The organism is Pararhizobium mangrovi, assembly GCF_006516965.1.
GTDB lineage: Bacteria > Pseudomonadota > Alphaproteobacteria > Rhizobiales > Rhizobiaceae > Pararhizobium_B > Pararhizobium_B mangrovi.
The window spans coordinates 1-24,691 of the sequence record NZ_VHLH01000033.1 but is presented as its reverse complement, the minus strand read 5'-3'; the positions used below and the strand labels follow the sequence as shown (position 1 = coordinate 24,691).

Here is a 24,691-nt window from a genome sequence, read left to right as displayed (position 1 = left end):
CGGCACACGGGTGCGGCCGTGCGGCTACCGCTTCGTTTCGCCCGTTTCCGGCACCGAAGCGATGGACTGGCGCCATTGCTTGAGGAACATCGTCTTTTTCGCCTCGTCGAGCGCGACCAGAAGCGCGGGCGACAGGGCGACGGGGCGGATCGGTGGGCCGCTGCCGCCGATCTTCGCCTGCAAGGTGGCAATGCCGGTCGCCGCCGGCATGAGACCCGCCCCCTTCTCGAGCGCGGTACGGCCGGCCCGCGACAGCGCGAAGGCGATGAAGGCGGAGGCAAGCTCCGGTTCGTGCGCCGCCTTCGGCACGAGCGCGGCACGGGTGAGCGCCAGCGTATAGTCGCGCGGGAAGACGATGCCGATGCGCGGATCCTTCCGGGCGCGGGCCATCGCGTAGGAGCCGAGGACGTTGTAGCCGAGAAGGAGGCGGCCGTCGGCGACGCGGTCGAGGATCTCGCCGGTGCAGCAATAGGTGCCGACGTCGTTTCGTCCGAAGCTTTCGATCAGCCGGCCCCATGTCGTCGCCTGCACGGCATCCTCGAAGGCGAAAAGATAGCCGACGCCCGAGCGCACGATGTCGTAGGTGCCGATGCGCCCGGTGAAGCGTTCGGAACGGCGCAGCAGGTCGACGAGCGCGAAGCGATCCCGCGGCACCTCGTCGGCGGCGACCCCGGCGCGATTGTAGACGATGACGCCCGGCTCCACCGTCAGCCCGACGACCTCGCCGCGCCAGTGCGCCCATTCGGGCAGCGCGTCGATCGCGGGTGCGGCGATCGGCTGCGAACAGCCGTCGTTGACGAAGCGCACCTGCTCGGCGTCGGCCGTCGAAACGATGACGTCGGCGAGAAACGCACCATCCCGACAGGCCGCCCGTGCGCGCTCGTCGAGATTGCGGCTCGTGTCCTGGAGATAACTGATCGCGACCTCCGGATGGCGGCTCTGGAAAGCCGCGATCAACGGGCGGAAGGCCCACAGATCCGTGACGCTCGCGATCGTCAGCGTCTCCCGAACGTCGCCGGAGGCCGCATCGAACTGCGTCCTGCTCGCCGCAGCGCCAGCGTTCGTCCCGAGGAGAAGCACCAGCAAAGTCGCGATCATCCGTGCCGTCATGCCATCCGCTCCTCGTCGAGCGCCGGCAGGAGAATGCCGATCGCAAAGCCGCCTTCCACCGGACGGGTCACGGTCAGTTCGCCTTGGTGGGATTCGACGACTTCTCTCACGATCGCAAGCCCAAGGCCCGCACTTTCCGGCGTGTTCTCGTGGCGGGCGAAGCGCGTGCCGACCTCGTCGGCCGGAAGATCGAACCCACCGCCCTCGTCATGCACCACGATCGAGGCGTGATCTTTCGAATGTTCGACGCGCAGTGTGATCGGCGGTGCTCCGTAGCGTAGCGCGTTGGCGATCAGGTTCTTCGCCGCCTCGCGCAGGCTGAAGGCGTCGCCTGCGGCGATCACCGGATCCTCGCTGAGGTCGAGGTGCAGCAGTTCTGCCTGCGCGACGCCCGCCGAACGGATCTCACGTTCGGCCTCGATCGCGACCCGCCTGAGATCGAGCGCTGCAAGCTCCACCGTCTCGACGCGGTGCGTGACGAGGGCGTGGCTCAGGAGCTGGTCCATCAGCCGCGAAATGCCGATCGCGCGCGAGCGGATGCGGCCCTGAAGCGCACGCAGGCGCTCCGGATCGGTCTCTTCGATCGCGAGTTCGCTCTGCGCGCGAAGCGCCGTGACGGGCGTGCGCATCTGATGGGCGGCATCGGCGACGAAGCGTTCCATCGTATCGAGCCGTCGATCGAGCCGGCCCATGAACCGGTTGATCGCATCCACGAGTGTCGCGACCTCACGCGGGGCGTCCGGGTGGAAGGGCGTCAGGTCTCGCGGATCGCGCGCGAGCATGGCGCGCTCGATCCGCCTGAGCGGGCGAAGGGCGTAGCGCATGGCGAGAAGCGTGAGGGCGAGGATGGCAAGGCTCGCGAGCGCGATGCCTGCGATCGCCGGCATGGCGATCTCGCGGGCGAGTGCCGTGCGGGCGAGCATGGTGTGCGCGACGATGATCTCCACGCGGCCAGAAAGCGATCGCTCGGCAAGGTCGCGGCTGAGCGCGATGGCGCGCACACGCGTGTCGCGGTACGGCGTCTCGTAGATGCGTGGGCTTGCGCCGGCTGGCGCCGTCGGTGGCAACGGCAGGTCGTCGTAGCCTGTCAGTGTCTTTCCGTGCGGGCCGATCACGCGGTAGAAGATGCGGTCGTCGCGAGCGAGCGCCAGCAGTTCGAAGGCCGAAAGCGGCACGTCGACCACCGGCTTGCCGTCGACGACGGAGACGCGCTCGCCGATCTGCAGCGCGGCCCCGGTCAGGAGACGGTCGAAGGCCTGGTCGGCGGCGGACCGGCCGTAGCGGAAGGTCGCGAACACGACGGCCGCCACCGCGATGGCGAGCACGAGCGTCAGGAGCAGGCCGAGGCGAAGCGCGATCGACCGCGACGCGACGCGTGGACGTAAGCCGCGCGTCGAAGGCGCGTTCATCGTGCAGCGCGCGGGTCGGCGGCGAGCATCGCTTGGTAGCCGAGCCCGCGCAGCGTCCGGATCGTAAGGTCGGAACCGGCGATCTTGCGGCGGAGCCGGCCGACATAGAGTTCCACCGCATTGGCCGACGTCTCGGTATCCATGCCGAAGATGCGCGTCAGCAGTTCCTCCTTTTCGAGGACACGGCCGCGATTGACGAGGAAGATCTCGAGCAGGATCTGCTCGCGCCGGGTCAGTTCGCATGGTTCGCCGGCGATCGTGGTCGCACGCGAGGCCATGTCGAAGCTGAGGTTGCCGGCCTCGAGCACACGCGTGTCCTCCCCGCGATGGCGGCGCACGACGGCGCGCACGCGCGCTTCCAGTTCGCCGAGATCGAAGGGCTTGACCATGTAGTCGTCCGCGCCTTCGTCGAGCGTCGCGATCTTGTCGTCGAGCGCGAGCCTCGCGGTCAGCACGAGGACGGGTGTGCCGATGCCGCGCTCCCGCAGCCAGCGCAGGAACGCCGTGCCCGGCCCGTCCGGCAGGTTGATGTCGAGGATGACGACGTCGTAGCGCGCGAGTTCGGCGAAGTGGCGCGCGTCTGCGGCGCTGCCGGCATGGTCGCATACGTGGCCGGCAGTCGAAAAGCGCGCGACGATCGTTTCGGCGACGTCGGCGGTATCCTCGACGACGAGAAAACGCACACGGTCTCCTTCGACTTCTCCCCTGACAGCTTGGTGACAGAAATGTGCACTATCAACAAGTCCGAGGCGCGCTGTGGAGGCAGCGCCCGACCCCCCATGGAGGATTCCGAATGAAGAAATTGATCACGGCCGCGCTCGCCGGCCTCGTCGTCGCGGCTGGAATGACCACGACGGCCTTCGCCTTCGAGCCGTCGAACCCCGAATGCATCGCCCCGGCAGCGCCCGGCGGCGGGTGGGACTTCACCTGCCGTCAGGTCGGCAAGGTCATGCAGGACCTGAAGCTCGTGCCGGGCACGGTGCAGGTCACGAACATCGCCGGCGGCGGTGGCGGCGTCGCCTATGCCGAGGTCGTCAACAAGCGCAACGACGACAACAACCTGATCGTCGCAGCCTCTTCGGCAACCGCCGCACGGCTCGGCCAAGGCGCCTTTCCGGGCAACACGATGGATCAGGTCCGCTGGATTGGCTCGATCGGCGCGGATTACGGCGTCATCGCGGTCTCGAAGGATTCGCCCTACAAGACCCTTCCCGACCTGATGGACAAGCTGAAGGAGGATCCTTCCTCGATCTCCTTCGCGGGCGGTTCGGCCGTCGGCGGCTGGGACCACCTCAAGGTCCTCAAGGCGGCTCGCGCGGCCGGCATCAAGGACCTCAGGCAGGTCAAGTACGTGCCCTTCGACGGCGGTGGCGAGGCGGTGACGCAGCTTCTGGCCGGTAGCGTCCAGGCCTTTTCCGGCGACGCTTCGGAGGCCAAGGGCTTCGTCGATTCCGGCGACATCAAGGTGCTCGCCGTGCTCGCACCGGAGCGTCTGGAAGGCTCCTTCTCCTCCTTCCCGACCGCCAAGGAACAGGGCCTCGACGTCATCGGCGCCAACTGGCGCGGCTTCTACGCCCCCGGCAAGATGTCGGACGAGGCCTACCAGTACTGGGTCGATGCGGTAAACAAGACCTACGCGTCGGACGAGTGGAAGGACATTATGAAGAAGAACGGCCTCGCTCCGCTCGACCTCAGCGGTGACAAGTTCCAGTCCTTCGTTGCGGACTCGGTTTCGGAGATCAAGACGCTCTCGCAGCAGATCGGTCTCATCCAGTAGCGTCGCCTGTTCGGAATTGAACGGGCCGGCTTCGAAAGCCGGCCCGTTCGGCGTATTCTCATCATTCGTGTTCGGCTTCGAACCGTTTTCTTCAGGGAGGAAAGCGATGAGCGACCGCATCTTCGGCGGGCTCGGCGTGCTGCTCGCCGCCTTCTACATCTGGCAGGCGACCCTCATCAAGGAAAGCTTCATCCAGGACCCGATCGGGCCGAAGACCTTTCCGATCATCATCGGCCTCGTGCTCGGCGCGGCAAGCCTCGTCATGATCTTCCAGCCGGACGACGAACCGTTCTGGCCGTCGGCCGGGCGGCTGGTCGAGGTGCTGATGGCGGCGGTCGTCATGCTCGCCTATTCGGCGCTCGTTTCCTCCGTCGGCTTCATCGTCACGACGACGGTGGTCGCTGCCTATCTCGCCTGGCGGCTCGGCGCCCACCCGCTTAAGGCGGTCATGGCGGGTCTCCTGATCGCGGTCGGCATCTACATCATCTTCCATCTGGTGCTCGGGCTATCGATCGCCCGCGGCCCCTTCGGCTTCTAGGGCGTTCGATGACGCACTCGATCTCTTCGAAACCGGCTCGGCAGCCTTCGGAACTCGCTTAAGGGAGGAAATTGATGGATTCATTGGCCGGACTGGCCCACGGCTTCGCCGTCGCACTTTCCTTCGAGAACCTGTTGCTGGCCTTTCTCGGCTGCTTTCTCGGCACCATCATCGGCGCGCTGCCGGGCCTCGGCCCGTCGAACGGCGTGGCGATCCTCATCCCGCTCGCCTTCACGCTCGGCCTGCCGGCGACGCCTGCGCTCATCCTTTTGACGAGCGTCTATTACGGCGCGATGTATGGCGGACGCATCTCCTCGATCCTGCTGAATATTCCGGGCGACGAACCGGCCGTGATGACGACGCTCGACGGCTACCCGATGGCCCAACAGGGGCGCGCCGGCGAAGCGCTCGCGCTATCGGGCTACGCCTCCTTCGTCGGCTCGTTCTTCGCCACCTGGGGCCTCGTCTTCCTGGCGCCGCTCCTCGTCAAGCTCGCGCTCCTCTTCGGTCCGGCAGAATATTTCGCACTCTACGCGCTTGCCTTCGCAACGCTCGGCGGCATCGCCAGTCGTAACCAGGCGAAGGCCGCGCTCGCCGCAGCGCTGGGGCTCGGCATCGCGATGATCGGCGTCGACGGGCAGACGGGCGTCCCACGCTTTTCCTTCGGCCAGGTCCATCTCTACGACGGCATCAACTTCCTCGTGGCGATCGTCGGCTTGTTCGCGCTGTCGGAAGTCTTCGTCTTCCTCGAAAACCGCGGCACCTCCGAAGAGGAGGAAGCCGGCGAGCGGCCGCCGCTCGGCCGGCTGACACCGCCCTGGTCGATGCTCAAGCGCACCAGCGGTGCGGTCGGCCGCGGCACGATCATCGGCTTCATCTCGGGCGTGCTGCCGGGTGCGGGCGCCTCGCTCGGTTCCTTCCTCTCCTATTCGATCGAAAAGCGCGTTTCCGACGGCAAGAAGACCTTCGGTACGGGCGATCCGCGCGGGGTCGCGGCACCGGAAGCCGGAAACAACGCGGCCGCCGGCGGCGCGCTCGTGCCCATGCTCGCCCTCGGCGTGCCGGGTTCGGGCACGACGGCGGTTCTGCTCGCCATGCTTCTGGCGCTCAACATCACGCCCGGCCCTCTCCTCTTCCAGTCGAACCCGGACGTCGTCTGGGGCCTCGTCGCGGCCCTCTTCATCGCCAACTTCATGCTGCTCGCGCTCAACATCCCGCTCGTCGGCATGTTCGTGCGCGTGCTTCTGGTGCCGACGAAATATCTGATGCCGGCCGTCGCGATGATCTCCTTCGTCGGCATCTACGGCATTTCCGGCTCCACCTTCGACATGGTGGTGATGGTGCTCTTCGGCCTGCTCGGCTGGCTGCTGCGCAAGCTCGACGTGCCGCTGGTGCCCGTCATCATGGGCGTATTGCTCGGCAACCAGATGGAGGCGAACCTGCGCCGCGCCATGACGATCTCCAACGGCGACTGGACGACGCTCGTCTCCTCGCCGCTGTCGATCGCCCTGTGGACGCTCGCCATCGTCGGCTTCATCGCGCCGATCTTCGTCGGTCGCTTCTTCCGCCGCCCGGCTGCGAACACGCCGGAAGCCGAAGGCGCCGATCCCGACTGAGAAAGCGACCCTACGGGCCGTCCGCACCCTTCGGCGGCCGACCGCAGTGAAAATCACCCTTGCAACACGCTCAAGGGTTCGCTAGGAGGCAGGAAATCGCGGAGACATTGCCGCGACATGGTCATCGGAGTGTAGCGCAGCCTGGTAGCGCACCTCGTTCGGGACGAGGGGGTCGAGTGTTCGAATCACTCCACTCCGACCATATTTTCCCGGGGTTTTTAGAAACCTCTGATATTTCTTGGCGACAGATACGGCGACAGTTTCACGGCATAGGTGGGAAAACAGCGCGGTCTGTGTTGCCAGCGGATGGACGACCTGACGCTTCAGACTATGAGTCCGGTATAAGCCAAGCCGCTCTTCTGAGCTTTCTTTCAAGCACCTACGAGGCGGCGGCCGATCTCGGCGGTTGGGACCGGGAGAACCTCGAATGCGGGATCGGACGACCACGGGTCGTGCGGCCCGTTCGCGGGATCGAGAACGCCGGTACCGCGAAGCCGATGCCGACGGAACCGGTCCGGCGCGAGGACGGACCGTCGATGGAAAAGACGAAGCCGAGCGGTGCCGTCGCGACCAAGCCACCGATCCGCGCCACTGCGCTGTTCAGCCCGGCCGCCGTACCGACATGGTCGGCGTCGACGGACGCCATCACGCTCGCCGTCAGCGGCACGATGCATAGCCGATAGGCTATAGATCGATCGGCAAGACGAAGTTGCAGCGCCGCATCTTGTTTCGTGGTATGGATGATAGCCAAACGTCATTCGGAAGCTGCAGGCGGGTCGTCATGGCGGCCGAAGTCCTTATCGTCGGCGCAGGTCCCACCGGCCTCGTTCTCGCCATCAGCCTGGCCCGGCAGGGTGCCAGCTTCCGGCTGATCGACGAGAATGCCGGTCCGGGGACCCGTTCGCGCGCCACGGTCGTGCATGCGCGGACGCTCGAGTTCTACCGGCATTTCGGCTTCGCCGCGGATGTCGTCGCCGAAGGGATCGCGACCGAGACCATTCACCTGCACGAGCGCAGCGCTTCAGGCAGGAGCCGCGAGGTCATGACGGTCGGCCTCGGTGAACTCGGCAGGGGCCTCAGCCCCTACCCCTTCATCCTGACCTATCCGCAGGACCTGCACGAACGGCTGCTCGATCGCCAGCTGGCAAAACTCGGCGGGCGGGTCGAGCGCAGCACGAAGCTCGTGCGGTTCCGTCAGACCGACGATGCGATCCTGGCGACGATCCGTCATCCGGACGGCGGCGAGCACGAGGCGGCATTCGCCTATGTCTGCGGCTGCGACGGTGCGCACAGTGCCGTGCGCCAGGGTCTCGGCATCGGCTTTGCCGGCGGCACGTACGATCAGCCCTTCTACGTCGCGGATGTCCGGCTCGCGGGCAGACCGGACGACGACTTCCACATGAACCTCGGCAAACGGCTCCTCGCGCTTCGAATGCCCGTCCGCGCCACCGGCATGCACCGTCTCATCGGCTTGGTGCCGCCGGAACTGGCAGGCAAGACGGACCTTACCTTCGACGACCTGAAGGAGGACGTCGAAGACCTGATTGGCGCGAAGGTTGCGGAAGTGAACTGGTTTTCGCGCTACCGCGTCCACCATCGCGTCGCCGATCGGTTTCATATTGGCAGGGTGTTCCTGCTCGGCGATGCAGGTCACGTCCACAGCCCGGTCGGCGGTCAGGGGATGAACACGGGGATCGGCGACGCCGTCAATCTCGGCTGGAAGCTCGGTGCGGTCGCGGTCGGCAACGCCGATACCGGCCTCCTCGACAGCTACGAGCCGGAGCGCATCGCCTTCGCACGCTCCCTGGTCGCAACGACGGATCGCGTCTTCACCCGGATGATCGCCGGCGGGATCGCGGGAAAGATCGTCCGTCGCTTCGTCGCGCCGCTTACCGGAAACACGGCGGCGCGCTTCGCCGTCACGCGAAGGGCCGCCTTCCGGACGGTTTCGCAGATCCGGATCCGGTACGGGGACACCCCGCTAAGCGAGGGAAAGGCGGGCAAAGTCGCTGCCGGCGACCGCCTGCCATGGGCCGGCGACGACGCGGATAATTTCAGCGAATTCGACGGGAAAAGCTGGCGCGTGCATGTCTACGGCAAAGCCGAGCCGGCATTCGCGGCAGGGATCGCAGATCTGACGCTGGGCCTGAAGGCGTTCGAATGGTCGGCTCCCGTCGAAAAAGCCGGCTTCAAAAAGGATGCCGTCTATGTCGTCCGACCGGACGGGCACGTCGGCTACGCGTCGTCCGGTCAGGACTGCATCGCAGTCGAACGCTATCTCGACCGGATCTGCGTGCGCCTTTCTGGCCGCGAGATCCGGGATCCCGTGGATCAGACCGACCGAGCCTAATGTCGACGCCACACGATCCGGCACACATCGCTTGCGGCCGCAACCCCTCGTTCACTAAGTTCCAGACGTGACGGATGACAACCGAGCCTAACGTCGCCGACGGCGTACATGCCCGGAGCCTAGGTCGCACAGGGGCTCGGCGCGCCGATCTCGGCGCCGGTCGGCACGAAGCCATTGTCGGTCAGTTCGACGACACCCTTCGGCATGTTGAAAAGTGCGTTCTTAGCATTCCTCTCCACCATCCTGGCCGAACGGATCAACAAGAATGAAAAGCTTCAATAGCCGACGATCGACCGTTTACGTGCGCGGCTTCGGAGGATTTCCGAGAGGTGCTCCCACCAACCATTGCCGGGCATCAGGCCGGTCGGCCCGTAGACTGACGTACGACGAGTTCGATCGGCAATTCTGTGCAACGTTCGACGGACTGGCCCTCGATCCTGGCTACCAGTTTGTCGGCGGTGCGCTCGCCGATGACAGTCGTCGCCACGTGGACCGTCGTCAGCGCGGGTGACATATGCGCCGACATCTCCAGGTCGTCGATGCCGACCAGGGACAACCGACCGGGAATCGATATACCTCGAACGTGGGCTTCGACGATGCAACCGAAGGCTTGGATATCGATGCCACAGATGATGGCAGTCGGCGGATAGGCAAGCGACAGAAGGGTTGTACAGCCTGCCCTTCCACCAGCGAGCGTGTAAGGCTGCTGGCTGATGCGCCAGTCGGGAAGGGCAAGGCCGGCATCCGCGAGTTCCGCACGGATGCCGTCGATGCGCAGTTGCTGTCGGTCGTTGGCGTTCAGTCGGCCTGTCACGACGCCGATGCGTTCGTGCCCCAGTTCAGCGAGATGACGCGCCGCGAGACGACCCGCTGCCTGGTTGTCGATCGCGACGGCGTCGAAACGATCGTCGGCGACCCATGTCAGCACGATCGGAATTCGTGCTGCCTCGAGCAAATCGATCGCCTCCGGCGATCGGGATGCGCCGACCAGCATCAATCCGTCGACACCACGCGAAAGGAACGAGCGGATTGCCTCCGTTTCGGCCGCGGGACTGTAGCCTGTCGTCGCCACGAGCAACTGGCAGGCCGATCGCGCCAGCCGTGCCTGCATGGCTTCGAGCGCATGCGAGAAGGTCGCGTTGTCGAGTGTCGGAACGACGGCACCGAAGGTCGGAGCACGCAGCCTTGGGACCGAGGCGGAGGGCGCGGCTGCGTAGCCGAGCTTCGCCGCGCTCGCCAGAACGCGTTCGCGGGTTCCGGACTTGACGAGGTCAGGCTGCGCCAAAGCACGGGAAACAGTCGCCGGCGATACACGTGAGTCGCGGGCGACGTCGATCAATCGGGGTCGGCTTGCGCGGGCCATGAAGGCATCCTGCTGAAAGATTTTTCATCTATTTACGAAGCATCCAGTCCCGACACAACCGGCCGATGCGCTGCGGAAAGGAAGCTTCGATATCTGGCGATTGACGCCCATTGAAATTTATGAAATATTTTCTGAAAATAATGAAAAGAATTGTTGGCGGGAGGAAAGCAGGTGCGTAACCGGAAGGCCATGGTCGGGCTCGGCGCTATCGCTGGCGTAGTCCTTCTGTGGTTTGCGCTGACCCGATGGTTCGGCATCATTCCCATCGGACGCTTCCCGACGCCGGGCGAATTCTGGGACGCGCTGAAGCAGATCGAACTGCGCGGCTTTGCCGGCAGCCGCTTGCACGCACATGCTCTGCACAGCCTGCGGCTGATCGTCATCAGCTTTCTTGTTGCCGTAGCGACGGGTATCCCGCTCGGCCTGTTGATGGGCTGGAACCGTCGGGCCGAGGCGCTGATCAATCCGGTCTTCATGCTGATCCGGCCGATCCCGCCGCTCGCATGGATCCCGCTTGCGATCCTCTGGCTCGGTCTCGGCGACGCCGCCAAGGTCATGGTGATCTGGTTCGCTGCCTTCGTCCCTTCCGTCATCAACGCCCATGCCGGCGTACGCAACATCGATCGCTCGATGATCGAGGCAGCCCGGATGATGGGCACTCCGCCGCACCGCCTCGTCATGGAAGTGATCGTGCCGGCCGCCATGCCGATGATCTTCACCGGCCTGCGGCTGTCCCTGCAAGCCTCGTGGACGACCCTCGTCGCCGCCGAACTGGTCGGCGCACTGGTCGGCGTCGGCTTCGTGCTCAACGTTGCCCAGCAGGACATATTTCCCGCCATGATCCTCGTCGGAATGCTAACGGTCGGCGTGCTCGGCTGGTTCACGACCTACGTGCTCGGACTCGTCGAAAGGCGCGTCCTTGCCTGGTCGGTCCAAGGGCGGGCCTAGGCATGGAGGAACGCCCGCTCTACCTGACGTCGACCCTGCTTTACGGTTTCGCCGGTCTCGTCGTCTTCTTCGGCGTGTGGTTCGTCCTGCCCACGACGGGCCTCGTTCCCGTCCAGTTCCTACCGAGCCCGATCACCGTCGCAGAGCGGGTCGCCACACTGACGACCAATCGTTTCGCAGGCGCGACGTTGCCCGCCCATATCGCCTACAGCTTCACCCGCTTCATCTCCGGTTTCGCACTGGCAGCTCTGATCGGTATCCCCCTCGGCCTCCTGATGGGCTGGTTCCGCATCGTCGACGAGATCGCCGGCCCGATCTTCGACGGCCTGCGCTTCATCGCACCGATCGCCTGGGTACCGTTCGCCGCCCTGTGGTTCGGCACCGGCATCGGCGGCCCTATCATGATCATATTCGCTGGCGCATTCCCGCCCTGCGTCATCAATGCCTATCGTGGCGCCAGACAAGTCGATCCCCGGCTGATCGAGGCAGCCGAGATGCTGGGAACGAGCGATATGCGGATGATGACGAACATCCTGTTGCCGGCGTCGGTGCCGTCCATCGTCGCGGGACTTCGCGTCGCTGCCGGCCTCGGCTGGCAGTCGCTGGTCGGCGCCGAGCTGATCGTCGCCTCGACGGGCGTCGGCTTCATGATGGTCCAGGCGCAGGCCAACGTCGCGACCTCGACCGTGATGTCGGGCATGGTCGCAATTGGCATCGTCGGCTTACTGATCGACATCATTTTGCGGTGGGGAGAAGCCGCGATCCGCCGCCGCCGCGGCTTGAACGCTTGAGGGAGGAAGAGTTTGGGAGCAATTCGCTTCGATAATGTCGGCAAAGTCTTCGGCCGCGCGAACTCGGGTTTCGCGGCGCTCGAAGCGGTCGACCTCGATATCCGTGAGCGCGAATTCGTCGCCATCGTCGGACCGTCCGGCTGCGGCAAGACGACCTGCCTGCGCATGGTCGCAGGATTCGAGAGCGTCTCCAGCGGCCGGGTTCTCGTCAACGACCGCGTGGTGAAGGCGCCGGGATCCGATCGCGCCGTCGTTTTCCAGCAATTCGCTCTCTTCCCCTGGAAGACGGTGCGCCAGAACATCGAGTTCGGCCTTCGCAACAAGAGGACTCCGAGGGACGAGCGCAACGAGCTTGTCGACGACGTCTTGAAGCTGATGACGCTCGAAAGCCACCGAGATGCCTACCCGCATCAACTGTCGGGCGGCATGCAGCAACGCGTGGCGATCGCACGCGCCTACGTGCTCGACCCCGACGTGCTCCTGATGGACGAGCCATTCGGCGCGCTCGATGCGCAGACCCGCGTCGTCATGCAGGAGGAACTCGTCCGCCTCGCCCGCATCAACCCGCGCACGGTGCTCTTCATCACGCATGCTGTCGAGGAAGCGGTCTACCTTGCGGACAGGGTCGCGATCATGAGCCGGCGTCCGGGCACGATCAAGGAGGTCATCGACGTCAAGACGGTCCGCACCTCGGAGGACTGGGACGGCTTCGAGAAGATCGAGGATGTCATGGACCTCGAATCATTCGTCCATTTGCGCACGCGGATCTGGAAGTCGTTGCGCGAGGAAAAGGTCGCCGTGGATGGCTAGCCACCGCGATGTGAGACGCCGGTGCGACGCCACAGTTGCTCGTCCGGCCCATGCGGTTTCCCGCCGCCAGGCAGGAAACCATCGGTTCAAAGGGAGGTAATGATGAAAGGCTTGAAACTTCTGGCAGTGACATTCGCCGCCGGTCTCGCGGCGACGACGGTGTCCTCGATCGCCGCTCGGGCGGACGACATCGGCGTCAGCTATCAACCATCGCTCTACTGGGCCCTGCCCTTCTACTACGCGACCCAGAACGGCTGGTGGAAGAAAGTCGGACTGACACCGAAGTTCTCGACCTTCCCCTCCGGCGCCCCGCAGATTGCGGCCGGCGCATCCGGCTCCTGGGACGTCGGCGGCACCGGCTCGGTCCCGGCCGTGCTCGGTGCCGTCCGCTTCAAGATCGAGACGATCGGCATCACCAACGACGAATCGAAGACCAACGCGCTGATGGCGACGCCGGAGGAATACAAGGAACTTAAGGCCGACCCATCCAAGCTGAAAGGTCAGCGTATCCTGCTGACGACCAATTCGACCGTCGACTACGCGGCGCGCAACTGCCTCGAGAAGATGGGCCTGAAGCAGAGTGACGTCCAGTTCGTCAATCTCGGACAGGCTCAGATCATCACCGCCGTCACATCCGGCAACGGCAGCGTGGCGGGCGTCTGGGCACCCAATACCTACACCCTGCAGAACCGTGCGAAGGCGGAATATTTATGCACGGGTGCGGATACTGGCGCCATCGTGCCGGGCGCGCTGATCGTCACCGCCGACTACGCGAAGAACCATCCTGAGGACGTGGCCAAGTTCCTTGCCATCTACCTTCGCGGCTGGTCGTGGGCAAAATCGCACATGGCGGAGGCCAAGAAGATGGCACTTGCCTTCTACAAGCAGGGCGGTCTCGAGACGACACCGGAAGCCATGGACAAGGAGTTCAGGCTACGCCCGACATTCGACCTCGACCAACAGCTGGCGATGCTCGACGCTTCGAAGGGTCCGTCGAAGGTCGACCGGTGGTTCTCCGACATCGGAAAGTTCATGGCGAGCGTCGGAACGCTTCAGGAGAACCCCGATCCGAAGTCCTACGTGACAGACAGATACATGAAGATGGTCGCAGCCGATCCGAAGCTGCGCTCCTTCGCTACCGAGTTCGACAAGAAGTAATGCTCGCGAAGACGGGCAGGCGGTCGCTCGCCTGCTCGTATCCAACAATTCAAAGGGTTGAGCAATGACCGTGACCTATCTCAAGAAGGCGATGAAGACAGCGGAGACGGAGACCGGCACGGCCCGCAAGGTCGTCGACGACATGCTGGCGTCGATAGAGCAGGACGGTGAAAAGGCAGTGCGCGACTACGCGCTGAAGCTGGACAAGTGGGGCGGCGAGATCGTCGTCGGGGAAAACGAGATCGCGCGGCGCACCGCCGACATTCCTCAAGGAATCAAGGACGACATCGCGTTTGCCGCCGGCAACGTGCGCAAGTTCGCCGAGGCGCAGATGCGATCGGTCCAGGAATTCTCCTGCGAGCCGCTGCCCGGCCTGCATCTCGGCCAGAAGCTCGTCCCCTGCAGTACGGCAGGCTGTTACGTTCCGACGGGCCGCTACGCGCACATCGCCTCGGCCTACATGTCCGTCGCCACGGCCAAAGCGGCCGGCGTCGGCACTGTCATCGCCTGCTCGACGCCGTTCCGTGGCCAAGGCATCCACCCCCACGTCCTCTACGCCATGAAGGTCGCCGGTGCCGACATCATCATGACGCTCGGCGGCGTCCAGGCGATCGCCGCGATGGCCTACGGCCTCTTCACCGGCAAGCCCGCCGACATCATCGTCGGTCCCGGCAACAAGTTCGTCGCGGAGGCGAAACGCACCCTATTCGGCAAGGTCGGCATCGACGTTTTCGCCGGCCCCTCGGAGGTCGCGGTGATCGCCGACGACACGGCCGATTCGATGATCGTGGCGACCGACCTCGTCGGCCAGATGGAGCATGGCGTGGAAAGCCCGGCGTGGCTCTTCACCTCGTCACGGCGCATCGCCGAAGACGTCGCCAGGATCGTACCCGAACTGATCGCAACTCTGCCGCCGATCTCGCGCGGCGCCAGCGAGGCAGCATGGAACGATTATGGCGAGATCGTTCTGTGCGACAGTCACGAGGAACTGGTGCGTGTTTCCGACGACTATGCAAGTGAGCATCTCGAAGTGCACTGTTCAAATCTCGACTGGTGGCTCGACAATCTCGTCAACTACGGTTCGCTGTTTCTCGGAGAAGAAACCAACGTCGCCTTCGGTGACAAGGTTTCCGGGCCGAACCATATCCTGCCGACGAAGTTCGCCGCGCGGTATTCGGCCGGCCTTTCCGTCCATAAATTCCTGAAGCCTTTAACCTGGCAGAAGATGACGCGCGAGGGCTGCAGGACGATCGCTCCTGTCTCGGCCCGCATTTCGCGCCTCGAAGGCATGGAAGGCCATGCGCGCACCAGCGATGCGCGCATGCAGAAATACGCGCCCGGCTCGAACGTCGACCTTGGCGCACCTGTGGAGGACTGACGGCGTGTCCTCGGCCTCCGCTCTCTTCGACCTGACCGGCCGGCGGGCGCTCGTCACCGGCGGAAACAGCGGCATCGGTCTTGCCATGGCCGAAGCTCTGGCGCTCGCCGGCGCCTCGCTTGTGCTCGTCGCTCGACGCGAGGCGGAACTGAACGCGGCCGCGGCGGCACTGAGAGAGCGCGGCTGTGAAGCCGATGCGCTCGCCACCGATCTCAGCGCGCCGGATGTCGCTGCCGATCTCGGCAACCGCCTGTCGGGGCGGCATGTCGACATCGTCGTCAATGCAGCGGGCATCAATCTGCGCCAGCCGTTTAGCACCGTCAGCGCGGATGCCTTCGACCTGCACATGGCGATCCACCTGCGCGCCCCGTTTCTGCTCGCCCAGGCGTTCGCACCGGCGATGGCCGAGCGCGGGCGTGGCCGCATCGTCAACATCGCATCACTTCAAAGCACCCGAGCCTTTCCGGACTCCGCGCCGTACGGCGCGGCCAAGGGCGGCATCGTGCAGTTGACGCGGGCGATCGCCGAGGAGTGGTCGCGCCACGGCGTGACCTGCAATGCGATCGCACCGGGTTTCTTCCCGACGCCGCTGACTGCGCCGGTTTTCGGGGACGCCGAGCGCGCTGGCCGTCTTGCAGCCCAGACCGCGATCGGCCGCAACGGAGAACTGGAGGATCTTTACGGCACGACGATCTTTCTCGCTTCCGACGCATCGGCCTACGTCACCGGCCAGACGATCGCGGTCGATGGCGGTTTCACGGCCAAATAGGAGACGATGATGAAGGCCCTCGTCTACACTGGAGCGAACCAGATCGTCCTGCGCGACGAGCCCGATCCTCGACCGAGTAACGACGAAGTGGTCGTCAAGGTCGAAGCCGTCGGCATCTGCGGATCGGATATGCATGCCTATCATGGGCTCGACGCTCGCCGGCCGGCACCGCTGATCCTCGGCCACGAGGCGGCCGGCACGATCGCCTATGGTCCCAGGGCGGGCGAGCGTGTGACCGTCAATCCGTTGGTCGTCGACCCGCTGTGCCCCTTCGCTCTCGAGGGCCGCACACATCTATCGCCGACCCGCCAGATTCTATCGATGCCTCCGCGACCCGGCGCCTTTGCGCAATATGTGCGCGTACCCGAACGCAATCTCGTGGCGATCTCCGATCGGCTGCCGGCAAGCGAGGCGGCGCTCGCCGAACCGATCGCGGTCGCCTGGCATGCGGTCAGGATCGCGTCGGAGAAGCTGCATGGCCCGATTGCGGCTTCTCGCGTCGCGGTCCTCGGCGGCGGCGCGATCGGCCTTGCTACCGCGCTCGTCGCCCGGCTGTTTTCAGCCGTTGAGATCAGCGTCGGCGAGACGAACGCGCTTCGCCGCGAGACGCTTGGCACGATCGGCGGGCTGGACATCTATAACCCATCCCCCGGCGAAGGTCCGTCCGACAGCAGCGTCGACCTCGTCGTCGACGCCGTCGGCGCCACGGCGACGCGTGCTGCCGCCTGCCGCATGGTCAGACCCGGCGGCGTGATCGTCCATATCGGTCTGCTGCCCGATGCGGGCGGTCTCGATATTCGAAAGATCACGCTACAGGAGATTACGCTAACGGGCGCCTACTGCTATACGCCCAAGGACTTCACTGACACCGTCCAGAGTTTGGAGTCGGCCCGCTTCGGAGCGATCTCGTGGACCGAGCGCCGTCGCTTGAAGGACGGCCCACAGGCCTTCCGCGACATCGACGCCGGCACGGTCGCGGCCGCCAAGATCGTACTCGAGGTCTGACGTCACGAGTCGTCTTTGCGACCGACAAGACCGTCGTCGACACTTGGGCGACCGATTTGCTGGCGGATGGCTTGCACATCGATCGCGTTCAGTGCGCCTCTGCCTGACGCAGCACCCTCCCAAAGTTACCGCCCGTTCGCTCGCCTGCCCCGATTGCGCTTACAACGCTTCGAACTCTCTCACGTATGCGCTCCATGCGACCATGATCTCCGACGTTTCCTCAACGAGCCAGTCGAACGCAGATCACGCTTCGAGGCGCGGCATGTCGAAGCCGAACGCATGCTGGTACCGTTCCGCCCGACATGCGAGATCGTAAAAATGCTCAAGAAAGGGCCCGTTGCCAGCCTGAGTGACAAGGCCTTTCCATTTTTGGAATTATGATCAAGGTAAAGCTGGAAGTCGGTCATTTGGCCGTATCGTCCGTCACATTCATTCGGCCTCGTCGCTTTCGATCGGTCGTACGCTACCCGTCGTCCATGGTGCTCGACCGTTTCGGTCCCTCGGTGGCGAAGCGCGCCAGTTCCCGGTCGGCAGCATCCGTCCGCGAACGGATCCGCCTGTTTACCGCTTGGCCGAAATCGAGCGAACCGGTGAGATTGCGCATGGCGGAAGGCGCGCTGTCGAGAGCGCGCTTGATCTCCTCGACGACGGCGCGATCGTAGCCCGCAATCCGGGTTGCGAGTTCCCCCGCACGCGCGACGACGGTATCACGTGGTCGAACCTCGTTGACGAGGCCCCACGCCAGGGCATCCGCTGCCGGAACATCCTCGTTCGAAAGCAGCAGCCACGCCGCCCGCTTTCGCGACAATTCGGGTTGTGTCACCGGCCCGGAAAGCGCCGCGTAGCTTCCGAGCGCGGCTTCCGGCAACCGCAAGGCTGCGTCGTCGCTCGCGATCGCCAGATCGCTGACGCCGACGAGCGTCGCGCCTGCGCCGATCGCAAGGCCTGTCACGGCCGTAACGATGATCGCCGGATGTTCGCGCAGCAGCAACGCCAGAGCGCGCCATTCGTCATTCGCGCTGTCGCGGTCGCCCTGCGCCTTGTCAGCTTCGCGCTCCTTCAGGTCCAGCCCTGCACAAAAGACGTCGCCGTTCGCAGCCAGCACCACGGCGCTCGCTTCCCCGCGCAACGCCTCCAGTTCCTTCGAAAGCGCCATACGCAGTGCCCGGTCGAGCGCGTTGCGCTTGGCGGGACGATCGAGCGTCAGCCGCGCCCATCCCTCGAACCGCTCGACGCGAAGCGTTCCGGTCATGGCTCAGGCGGCCTCGTGTGCGTAGCGGAAGCCGAGCGGCAGGCCCGCATCGGGAACGTTGCCGTAGAGCGGCTCGCCCGGAAGGGCCTCGCGAAGAACGTCGCGCGCGGCAAGCAGTGCATCCATGCGAATGCCGGTATCGAGACCCATCGCTTCGAGCAGGAACACGAGATCCTCCGTCACGATGTTGCCGCTGGCACCCGGTGCGTACGGGCATCCGCCAAGGCCGGCCTGCGAACTGTCGAAGGTCCGTACGCCCGCCTCGAGGGCGGCCACCACGTTCGCGAGGCCCTGTCCGCGCGTGTTGTGGAAATGAGCGCCGCCTGCCCGTTCGCCGATCTCCGCATCAAGCCGCGTGAACAGGCGTTTTACCTGCGCCGGATTGGCGTAGCCCGTCGTGTCGGAGAGCCCGACGCTTTCAGCGCCCGCTTCCGCGAGCTTCACCGCAATGTCGATCACGCGATCCTCGTCGACCACGCCCTCGTAGGTGCAGCCGAACGCCGTCGAAATACCGGCTTCGACGCCCGTGCATTCCGAGACGCCGCCGTGTTCGCGATGGTGGGCGCAGATCCGTGCGAATTCCGCGATCGCTTCGTCGGTCGTCCGGTTGATGTTGCGGCGCGAATGCGTCTCGGATGCGGAGATCGGCACCGACACGCGCGTCACACCGGCCGCGATGGCGGCCTCGGCGCCTTTCAGGTTCGGAACGAGCGCGAGAATGTCGAACGCGGGGGGATTTTCCGTATCGCTGTGTAGGGCGCGGACGACGTCGCCACAATCGGCCATCTGCGGAAGGAGGCGCGGTGAAACGAACGACCCCACCTCGATCTCGCGCAGACCGGAAGCGGCGAGCGCCCTGATCCAAGCGACCTTGAGCGTCGTTGACATGGTTCGCTCGATGCTTTGAAGACCGTCGCGCGGCCCAACCTCGCTTATCGTCACGTCCATTATTTACCCCTTCGGTCCGCCTGGCAGAACCATAGTTCGCTAGACAGAATTTCGTAGCCGCCATGCGGGTTGTCAAGCAGACGCGACATTGTGGGTCCGCCCGACCGGAGCGGTGATCGCTCTCAATGCTCGAATGACGCTACGGATCAGATGGAACCGTAGGCTACGGAGATCGGAACCCCATCGCCAGGTCACGCCACCGTGCCCAGTTCCCTGCATGCTTCGAGAACCAGTTCGAGCGCGTGCGTACGCCGTTCTGCATCGAACCGGCTGCGCAAGCCTGATACGGCGAGCGCCCCATGTAACGCGCCGTCACGATCATGAACCGGCGCGGCGACCGCCGCGATATCCGGATTGCGCTCGCCCACCGAGATACATCCGCCATCGGGGCGAAGCAGCTGCTGTGCGTTCCCGCTGCCCGCACCGTAGGCACGGAGCACGTGACCGGCGGCCCCGCGATCCAACGAGAGCCGCGAACCTTCTTCCAGATGATGCCGAACGCTATTCGGCGAGTTTTCGCGGTAGAGGCATAGTCGCTCGTCCATTTCGAGCACGTAGAACGAGGCGGTTTCGCCAGTTGCCGTCACGAGCCGGCGCAATACCGGCCGTATGTGTTCGCCCAGGCCGAAATCCTGTCGGTAGATCGAACCGAGCCGCCAAAGGCTTGGCCCCAACCGAAAACGGGAAGCGTCGTCGCGGCGAAGGTAACCGTATCGTTCAAGCGACGAGGCCAGCCGCAGGATCGTGCTCTTGTACAACCCTGTCTCGTCGGCCAGTTCGCTCAACGCAAGGTTCCGCCGGCGATCCGAGAACGCTTCGAGTATCGAAAGCGCCCTTTCCACCGACTCGACCCGGTGTTCCTTCGTGACACGATCCAATGACATGTGCGTTCTACTGGACAGAACCGGATTGCATTCGTGTTGCACGAATACCGTTTCGCTCCTAACCCTTCAAGACATCAACGAGGAATAACCGTGACGGAAACATTGCAGTCCATCCGCGTGCTCGACCTGACGAACGTGCTCGCGGGGCCGTTCTGCTGTCATCAGCTCTCCCATATGGGCGCCGAGGTGATCAAGGTCGAGGCACCCGGCAGGGGCGACCTGGCACGCCAACTTGGTGCCGATGCTGGTCTCAACGACGCGAACATGGGGGTTTCCTTTCTCGCTCAGAACGCTGGAAAGAAGTCGGTCACGATCAATCTGAAATCTCCGGAAGGCAAGGAAGTCCTTCGCCGTCTTGTGGCTACGGCGGACGTCCTCGTCGAGAACTACCGCCCGGGCGTGATGGACCGGCTCGGCGTCGGCTACGAGACGCTGCGTACGGTGAACCCCCGGTTGATCTACTGCGCCATTTCCGGCTTCGGTCAGGATGGCGACTGGAGCGATCGACCGGCCTACGATCAGATCATTCAGGGGGCGTCGGGCGTGATGTCGATCACCGGCGACGAGGCGACGGCACCCCTTCGTGTCGGATATCCGATTGCCGACACGATCGGCGGAATGACGGCCGCTTTTGCGATCGCATCGGCTTTGAACGCCAAGGAACGTGGCACCTTCATCGATGTCTCGATGCTGGAAGCCGTTCTCGCGACAATGGGCTGGGCCGTCTCGAACTGGCTGATCGCCGGCGTACCTCCAACGGCGAACGGCAACGAGAACCTGACCTCGGCACCCTCCGGCGCGTTCGCCGCCGAGGACGGCGTCATCAACATCGCGGCGAACAAGGACGAGCAGTGGAACGCCCTCGTGCGACACATCGATCGCGCGGATCTGCTCTCGGACGAGCGCTTCGCGACGCGCGAACATCGCAAGGCAAACCGCTTCGCCTTGCGGGATGAACTCGAAAAGTCGCTCAAGACCCGCCCTGCGGCCGAATGGGTCGATGAACTGAACGCCATTGGCGTCCCGGCGGGCCCGATCCTTTCCGTTCCGCAGGTCCTCGATCACCCGTTGATCCGCGAGCGCGGCATGGTGGAGACGTTCCCCTCCGTACCCGGTGTCGACCGACCGGTTTCCGTGGTCGGGCCGGGAATGAAGTTCGACGGCAAGGCACCGACGGTGAACACACCGCCGCCGACATTGGGTCAGGACAACACGTCCATTCTCGAGGAGCTCGGATACCGCACGGACGAGATCGACCATCTTTACGAAAGCGGTGCCGTTTGACGCTGTCTGGCAGCAAGCCAGGAACCATCATTCACAATGGGAGGATCAACATGCCAATCTCTTCTTTATTCCGGACGGTCGTGATTGCAGGCGCCGTGTTCGCGGCTCTGCCGTTCGCCTCGGCGAACGCATTCGACCCCGGCAGCACCGAATGCATCGCGCCGGCTGCTCCCGGTGGCGGCTGGGACTTCACGTGCCGCCAGGTCGGCAAGACCCTGCGGGACCTGAAGATCATTCCAGGCACCATGCAGGTGACGAACCTCACCGGCGCCAGTGGCGGCGTCGCCTATGCCGAGGTCGTGAACAAGCGCGACAAGGACAACAACCTGATCGTCGCGGCATCCTCCGCGACAGCAACGCGGCTTGGCGAAAATGCCTTTCCCGGCAATACGATGGATTAGGTCCGGTGGATCGGGTCGGTCGGCGCGGATTACGGCGTCGTTGCCGTGTCCAAGAATTCGCCGATCAAATCGCTGAGCGAACTCATGGACAAGGTGAAGAAGGATCCCTCGTCGATCGCCTTCGCCGGCGGATCGGCCGTCGGCGGCTGGGACCACCTGAAGATCCTGCTTCTTGCGAAGAAGGACGGCATCTCCGACGTGCGTTCGATCAAGTACGTGCCGTTCGAAGGCGGCGGCGAAGCGATCACCCAGCTCCTTGCCGGTAAGATCCAGGCCTTCTCCGGCGATGCATCCGAGGCGAACGGCTTCGTGAAGTCCGGAGACATCCGCGTGCTCGCCGTGCTCGCTCCCGAGCGCCTGAAGGGTGACATGTCGAAGTTCCCGACCGCGAAGGAAGAGGGCATCGATGTGGTGGGCGCCAACTGGCGCGGCTTCTACGGTCCCGGCAACATGTCGGACGCCGCCTACGAGTACTGGGTCGGGGCCATCGACAAGGTCTACAAGTCGGACGAGTGGAAGAAGATCATGGCGCAGAACAACCTCGCGCCGCTCGACCTCAGTGGTGCGAAGTTCGAATCCTTCGTGAAGGGATCGATCTCCGACATCCAGGATCTTTCGCGCGAAATCGGCCTGATCAAGTAAGGCTCACCTACGCGATCGGGGCGAGGCTTCGCCGCACTCGCCCCGATCGGATTTCCGCTTTCTTCGAACCGGCAACACCTGCCCGATGGAGGGCAACATGAGCGACCGCATCTTCGGTGGGCTCGGCATGCTTCTCGCCGCCTTCTACATCTGGCAGGCGACACTGATCCAGGAGAGTTTCGTCTCCGATCCGATCGGGCCGAAGACGTTCCCGATCATCATCGGCGCGGTGCTCGGCATCTCCAGCCTCGTGATCCTCCTGCGGCCCGACGGCGATCCGGTCTGGCCGGCGGCTCCGCGTTTCCTAGAGATCTCGATGGCGGCGGCCGTAATGATCGCCTACGCGATGATGTTGCCGAGCATCGGCTTCGTGATCCCCACCGCAGTCGTATCGGCCTACCTCGCCTGGCGCCTTGGCGCGTCGATCCCCGCGTCCGTGATCGCCGGTATCGCGATCTCCATCGGGATCTACGTCATCTTTCACCTCATTCTCGGACTGTCGCTCGCCCGCGGCATTTTAGGCTTCTAGGACGGCTCCTCATGGACGCACTCGCCGCGCTTTCCCACGGCTTCCTCGTCGCGTTGACGTTCGAGAACCTTGCGCTCGCTTTTCTCGGCTGCTTTCTCGGAACCATCATCGGCGCGCTGCCGGGCCTTGGCCCGTCGAACGGCGTCGCAATCCTCATCCCGCTCGCCTTCACGCTCGGCCTGCCGGCGACCCCCGCTCTGATCCTGCTGACGAGCGTCTATTACGGCGCGATGTATGGTGGGCGCATCTCGTCGATCCTTCTGAACATACCGGGCGACGAACCGGCCGTGATGACGACGCTCGACGGCTACCCGATGGCCCAACAGGGGCGCGCCGGCGAAGCGCTCGCGCTATCGGGCTACGCCTCCTTCGTCGGCTCGTTCTTCGCGACCTGGGGCCTCGTCTTCCTGGCGCCGCAGCTCGTGCGGGTCGCACTGCTCTTCGGCCCGGCCGAGTATTTCGCGCTGTTCACGCTCGCATTCGCCACACTCGGCGGGATCTCCAGCCGCAACCAGGCGAAGGCCGCGCTTGCCGCGGCCCTCGGGCTCGGCATCGCGATGATCGGCGTCGATGGGCAGACGGGCGTGCCGCGCTTTTCCTTCGGCCAGGTCCATCTCTACGACGGCATCAACTTCCTCGTCGCGATCGTCGGCCTCTTCGCGCTTTCGGAAGTTTTCGTGTTCCTGGAAAATCGCGGCACGGAACACGATACGGCCGACAAGCGCCCGCCGATCGGCCGGCTGACGCCGCCGCTTTCGACGATGAAGGCGTCGGTCGGCACGGTGACGCGCGGAACAGTCGTCGGCTTCATCTCCGGTGTCCTGCCGGGAGCCGGGGCATCGCTCGGCTCGTTCATGAGCTACGCTCTCGAGAAACGCCTCAAGGACACCGACAAAACGTTCGGGAAAGGCGACCCGCGCGGCGTGGTTGCACCCGAGTCCGGCAACAACGCCGCAGCCGGCGGGGCGCTCGTTCCCATGCTCGCGCTCGGCGTACCGGGATCGGGAACCACGGCTGTTCTCCTTGCCATGCTCCTCGCCCTGAACATCACGCCCAGTCCATTGCTCCTCCAGTCGAACCCCGATGTCGTATGGGGCCTGATCGCCGCGCTCTTCATTGGCAACTTCATGCTGCTCGCGCTCAACATCCCGATGGTCGGCCTCTTCGTGCGCGTGCTTCTCGTGCCCACGAAATATCTGATGCCGGCCGTCGCGATGATCTCGTTCGTCGGCATCTACGGGATTTCCGGTTCAACCTTCGACATGATCGTGATGGTCGGCTTCGGCTTGCTTGGGTGGGTCTTGCGCAAGCTCGATGTACCGCTCGTTCCGGTCATCATGGGCGTCTTGCTCGGCAACCAGATGGAAGCCAACCTTCGACGCGCCATGACGATCTCGAACGGTGACTGGAGCACGCTCGTCGGCACGTGGCTTTCGATCGGCCTGTGGACGCTGGCGATCGCCGGCTTCATCTTGCCGATCCTCTTCGCACGGTACTTCAAGCCAGCCCCTCCGGCAGAGACCTACGGCGCCGATCCGGACTGACGGAGCGACCGCCCCCCCCCCGAAGAAGGTTTGAAGACTGATCGAGCCATCTGACCCGGAAGCCTTCAAACCATCTCGAGGATCAGTCCGCACTCCCTAGATGTGGAGCCTCAACAGGTTGTCCTGATCGAGACCGAGGCGGCTGATGGGCACGGTGTCGTTTATCCCGCCATGGGGACGGTGCC

The 24,691-nt window shown here is 64.5% G+C and carries 24 protein-coding genes and 1 tRNA gene; 18 read left to right on the top strand and 7 right to left on the bottom strand.

Annotated features, from left to right (window positions below):
* Nucleotides 1–24: 24 nt before the first annotated feature.
* The 3 genes from FJU11_RS15495 to FJU11_RS15485 are packed head-to-tail and all read right to left on the bottom strand — an operon-like array spanning nucleotide 25 to nucleotide 3,202.
* Nucleotides 25–1,110, bottom strand: coding sequence for an ABC transporter substrate-binding protein (locus FJU11_RS15495; RefSeq protein WP_141167985.1), 1,086 nt, complete (start codon nucleotides 1,108–1,110; stop codon nucleotides 25–27).
* Entirely contained in the window at nucleotides 1,107–2,519 is a 1,413-nt protein-coding gene (locus tag FJU11_RS15490) for a sensor histidine kinase (protein WP_141167984.1), read from the bottom strand. The genes FJU11_RS15495 and FJU11_RS15490 overlap by 4 nt, the downstream gene beginning before the upstream one ends.
* The gene (locus FJU11_RS15485) at nucleotides 2,516–3,202 is read right to left on the bottom strand and encodes a response regulator (RefSeq protein WP_141167983.1); all 687 of its coding nucleotides are present in this window, start codon (nucleotides 3,200–3,202) and stop codon (nucleotides 2,516–2,518) included. The genes FJU11_RS15490 and FJU11_RS15485 overlap by 4 nt, the downstream gene beginning before the upstream one ends.
* A 110-nt stretch (nucleotides 3,203–3,312) precedes the next feature.
* Between FJU11_RS15485 and FJU11_RS15480 the strand changes: the two genes are divergently transcribed.
* The 6 genes from FJU11_RS15480 (at nucleotide 3,313) to FJU11_RS15455 (ending at nucleotide 8,800) form a co-directional block, all read left to right on the top strand.
* Complete coding sequence (locus tag FJU11_RS15480) at nucleotides 3,313–4,296, top strand: Bug family tripartite tricarboxylate transporter substrate binding protein (protein ID WP_141167982.1); 984 nt, start codon at nucleotides 3,313–3,315, stop codon at nucleotides 4,294–4,296.
* A gap of 106 nt (nucleotides 4,297–4,402) precedes the next feature.
* On the top strand, nucleotides 4,403–4,834 hold the full coding sequence (locus tag FJU11_RS15475; protein WP_141167981.1) for a tripartite tricarboxylate transporter TctB family protein: 432 nt from the start codon (nucleotides 4,403–4,405) through the stop codon (nucleotides 4,832–4,834).
* 74 nt (nucleotides 4,835–4,908) lie between these two features.
* A complete protein-coding gene (locus FJU11_RS15470; RefSeq protein ID WP_141167980.1) occupies nucleotides 4,909–6,450 on the top strand; it encodes a tripartite tricarboxylate transporter permease in 1,542 nt (513 codons plus the stop codon).
* 125 nt (nucleotides 6,451–6,575) lie between these two features.
* Nucleotides 6,576–6,652: transfer RNA gene (locus tag FJU11_RS15465), tRNA-Pro, on the top strand.
* Entirely contained in the window at nucleotides 6,627–7,133 is a 507-nt protein-coding gene (locus FJU11_RS15460) for a DUF5996 family protein (RefSeq protein ID WP_141167979.1), read from the top strand. Before FJU11_RS15465 ends, FJU11_RS15460 begins: the two co-directional genes overlap by 26 nt.
* A 98-nt stretch (nucleotides 7,134–7,231) precedes the next feature.
* Nucleotides 7,232–8,800, top strand: a complete 1,569-nt coding sequence (locus FJU11_RS15455; RefSeq protein ID WP_141167978.1) for an FAD-dependent monooxygenase — start codon at nucleotides 7,232–7,234, stop codon at nucleotides 8,798–8,800.
* Between the two features lie 355 nt (nucleotides 8,801–9,155).
* Here the strand turns inward: FJU11_RS15455 and FJU11_RS15450 are convergent, their stop codons facing one another.
* Nucleotides 9,156–10,163 (bottom strand): LacI family DNA-binding transcriptional regulator, encoded by a 1,008-nt coding sequence (locus FJU11_RS15450; RefSeq protein WP_141167977.1) that lies wholly within the window; start codon nucleotides 10,161–10,163, stop codon nucleotides 9,156–9,158.
* 171 nt (nucleotides 10,164–10,334) lie between these two features.
* Between FJU11_RS15450 and FJU11_RS15445 the strand changes: the two genes are divergently transcribed.
* The 7 genes from FJU11_RS15445 (at nucleotide 10,335) to FJU11_RS15415 (ending at nucleotide 17,022) form a co-directional block, all read left to right on the top strand.
* Nucleotides 10,335–11,111 (top strand): ABC transporter permease, encoded by a 777-nt coding sequence (locus tag FJU11_RS15445; RefSeq protein ID WP_141167976.1) that lies wholly within the window; start codon nucleotides 10,335–10,337, stop codon nucleotides 11,109–11,111.
* A 2-nt stretch (nucleotides 11,112–11,113) separates the two neighbouring features.
* Entirely contained in the window at nucleotides 11,114–11,902 is a 789-nt protein-coding gene (locus FJU11_RS15440) for an ABC transporter permease (RefSeq protein WP_141167975.1), read from the top strand.
* A 12-nt stretch (nucleotides 11,903–11,914) separates the two neighbouring features.
* Nucleotides 11,915–12,712 (top strand): ABC transporter ATP-binding protein, encoded by a 798-nt coding sequence (locus FJU11_RS15435; protein ID WP_141167974.1) that lies wholly within the window; start codon nucleotides 11,915–11,917, stop codon nucleotides 12,710–12,712.
* A 102-nt stretch (nucleotides 12,713–12,814) separates the two neighbouring features.
* Complete coding sequence (locus FJU11_RS15430; protein WP_141167973.1) at nucleotides 12,815–13,870, top strand: ABC transporter substrate-binding protein; 1,056 nt, start codon at nucleotides 12,815–12,817, stop codon at nucleotides 13,868–13,870.
* A 64-nt stretch (nucleotides 13,871–13,934) separates the two neighbouring features.
* Nucleotides 13,935–15,248: a histidinol dehydrogenase gene (gene hisD, locus FJU11_RS15425; RefSeq protein ID WP_141167972.1), complete on the top strand. Its 1,314-nt coding sequence runs from the start codon at nucleotides 13,935–13,937 to the stop codon at nucleotides 15,246–15,248.
* 4 nt (nucleotides 15,249–15,252) lie between these two features.
* On the top strand, nucleotides 15,253–16,017 hold the full coding sequence (locus tag FJU11_RS15420) for an SDR family oxidoreductase (RefSeq protein ID WP_328591733.1): 765 nt from the start codon (nucleotides 15,253–15,255) through the stop codon (nucleotides 16,015–16,017).
* A 9-nt stretch (nucleotides 16,018–16,026) separates the two neighbouring features.
* A complete protein-coding gene (locus FJU11_RS15415) occupies nucleotides 16,027–17,022 on the top strand; it encodes a zinc-dependent alcohol dehydrogenase (RefSeq protein ID WP_141167971.1) in 996 nt (331 codons plus the stop codon).
* Between the two features lie 463 nt (nucleotides 17,023–17,485).
* Here FJU11_RS15415 and FJU11_RS15410 read toward each other — a convergent pair whose 3' ends face one another.
* The 3 genes from FJU11_RS15410 to FJU11_RS15400 all read right to left on the bottom strand — a co-directional run bounded on the left by FJU11_RS15410 (nucleotide 17,486) and on the right by FJU11_RS15400 (nucleotide 20,106).
* Nucleotides 17,486–18,274: an enoyl-CoA hydratase/isomerase family protein gene (locus FJU11_RS15410; protein WP_141167970.1), complete on the bottom strand. Its 789-nt coding sequence runs from the start codon at nucleotides 18,272–18,274 to the stop codon at nucleotides 17,486–17,488.
* Between the two features lie 3 nt (nucleotides 18,275–18,277).
* Nucleotides 18,278–19,222, bottom strand: a complete 945-nt coding sequence (locus FJU11_RS15405) for a hydroxymethylglutaryl-CoA lyase (protein ID WP_141167969.1) — start codon at nucleotides 19,220–19,222, stop codon at nucleotides 18,278–18,280.
* A 191-nt stretch (nucleotides 19,223–19,413) separates the two neighbouring features.
* Complete coding sequence (locus FJU11_RS15400) at nucleotides 19,414–20,106, bottom strand: IclR family transcriptional regulator (protein ID WP_141167968.1); 693 nt, start codon at nucleotides 20,104–20,106, stop codon at nucleotides 19,414–19,416.
* Between the two features lie 90 nt (nucleotides 20,107–20,196).
* Between FJU11_RS15400 and FJU11_RS15395 the strand changes: the two genes are divergently transcribed.
* The 5 genes from FJU11_RS15395 to FJU11_RS15380 all read left to right on the top strand — a co-directional run bounded on the left by FJU11_RS15395 (nucleotide 20,197) and on the right by FJU11_RS15380 (nucleotide 24,506).
* Nucleotides 20,197–21,390, top strand: coding sequence for a CaiB/BaiF CoA transferase family protein (locus FJU11_RS15395; RefSeq protein ID WP_141167967.1), 1,194 nt, complete (start codon nucleotides 20,197–20,199; stop codon nucleotides 21,388–21,390).
* Complete coding sequence (locus FJU11_RS18650) at nucleotides 21,387–21,791, top strand: hypothetical protein (protein WP_235891062.1); 405 nt, start codon at nucleotides 21,387–21,389, stop codon at nucleotides 21,789–21,791. The genes FJU11_RS15395 and FJU11_RS18650 overlap by 4 nt, the downstream gene beginning before the upstream one ends.
* 45 nt (nucleotides 21,792–21,836) lie before the next feature.
* A complete protein-coding gene (locus FJU11_RS18645) occupies nucleotides 21,837–22,433 on the top strand; it encodes a Bug family tripartite tricarboxylate transporter substrate binding protein (RefSeq protein ID WP_235891061.1) in 597 nt (198 codons plus the stop codon).
* 97 nt (nucleotides 22,434–22,530) lie between these two features.
* On the top strand, nucleotides 22,531–22,962 hold the full coding sequence (locus tag FJU11_RS15385) for a tripartite tricarboxylate transporter TctB family protein (RefSeq protein ID WP_141167966.1): 432 nt from the start codon (nucleotides 22,531–22,533) through the stop codon (nucleotides 22,960–22,962).
* Between the two features lie 11 nt (nucleotides 22,963–22,973).
* Nucleotides 22,974–24,506: a tripartite tricarboxylate transporter permease gene (locus tag FJU11_RS15380; protein WP_141167965.1), complete on the top strand. Its 1,533-nt coding sequence runs from the start codon at nucleotides 22,974–22,976 to the stop codon at nucleotides 24,504–24,506.
* The last annotated feature ends 185 nt before the right edge of the window (nucleotides 24,507–24,691 follow it).

Bases quoted from the DNA above. Each gene is read 5' to 3' on its own strand.
- FJU11_RS15430 (WP_141167973.1), top strand. From the start codon at position 12,815: ATGAAAGGCTTGAAACTTCTGGCAGTGACATTCGCCGCCGGTCTCGCG.
- FJU11_RS15405 (WP_141167969.1), bottom strand. From the start codon at position 19,222: ATGGACGTGACGATAAGCGAGGTTGGGCCGCGCGACGGTCTTCAAAGC.
- FJU11_RS15410 (WP_141167970.1), bottom strand. From the start codon at position 18,274: ATGACCGGAACGCTTCGCGTCGAGCGGTTCGAGGGATGGGCGCGGCTG.
- FJU11_RS15450 (WP_141167977.1), bottom strand. From the start codon at position 10,163: ATGGCCCGCGCAAGCCGACCCCGATTGATCGACGTCGCCCGCGACTCA.
- FJU11_RS15490 (WP_141167984.1), bottom strand. From the start codon at position 2,519: ATGAACGCGCCTTCGACGCGCGGCTTACGTCCACGCGTCGCGTCGCGG.
- FJU11_RS15470 (WP_141167980.1), top strand. From the start codon at position 4,909: ATGGATTCATTGGCCGGACTGGCCCACGGCTTCGCCGTCGCACTTTCC.
- hisD (WP_141167972.1), top strand. From the start codon at position 13,935: ATGACCGTGACCTATCTCAAGAAGGCGATGAAGACAGCGGAGACGGAG.
- FJU11_RS15415 (WP_141167971.1), top strand. From the start codon at position 16,027: ATGAAGGCCCTCGTCTACACTGGAGCGAACCAGATCGTCCTGCGCGAC.
- FJU11_RS15475 (WP_141167981.1), top strand. From the start codon at position 4,403: ATGAGCGACCGCATCTTCGGCGGGCTCGGCGTGCTGCTCGCCGCCTTC.
- FJU11_RS15495 (WP_141167985.1), bottom strand. From the start codon at position 1,110: ATGACGGCACGGATGATCGCGACTTTGCTGGTGCTTCTCCTCGGGACG.
- FJU11_RS15440 (WP_141167975.1), top strand. From the start codon at position 11,114: ATGGAGGAACGCCCGCTCTACCTGACGTCGACCCTGCTTTACGGTTTC.
- FJU11_RS15455 (WP_141167978.1), top strand. From the start codon at position 7,232: ATGGCGGCCGAAGTCCTTATCGTCGGCGCAGGTCCCACCGGCCTCGTT.
- FJU11_RS15400 (WP_141167968.1), bottom strand. From the start codon at position 20,106: ATGTCATTGGATCGTGTCACGAAGGAACACCGGGTCGAGTCGGTGGAA.
- FJU11_RS15380 (WP_141167965.1), top strand. From the start codon at position 22,974: ATGGACGCACTCGCCGCGCTTTCCCACGGCTTCCTCGTCGCGTTGACG.
- FJU11_RS15385 (WP_141167966.1), top strand. From the start codon at position 22,531: ATGAGCGACCGCATCTTCGGTGGGCTCGGCATGCTTCTCGCCGCCTTC.
- FJU11_RS15480 (WP_141167982.1), top strand. From the start codon at position 3,313: ATGAAGAAATTGATCACGGCCGCGCTCGCCGGCCTCGTCGTCGCGGCT.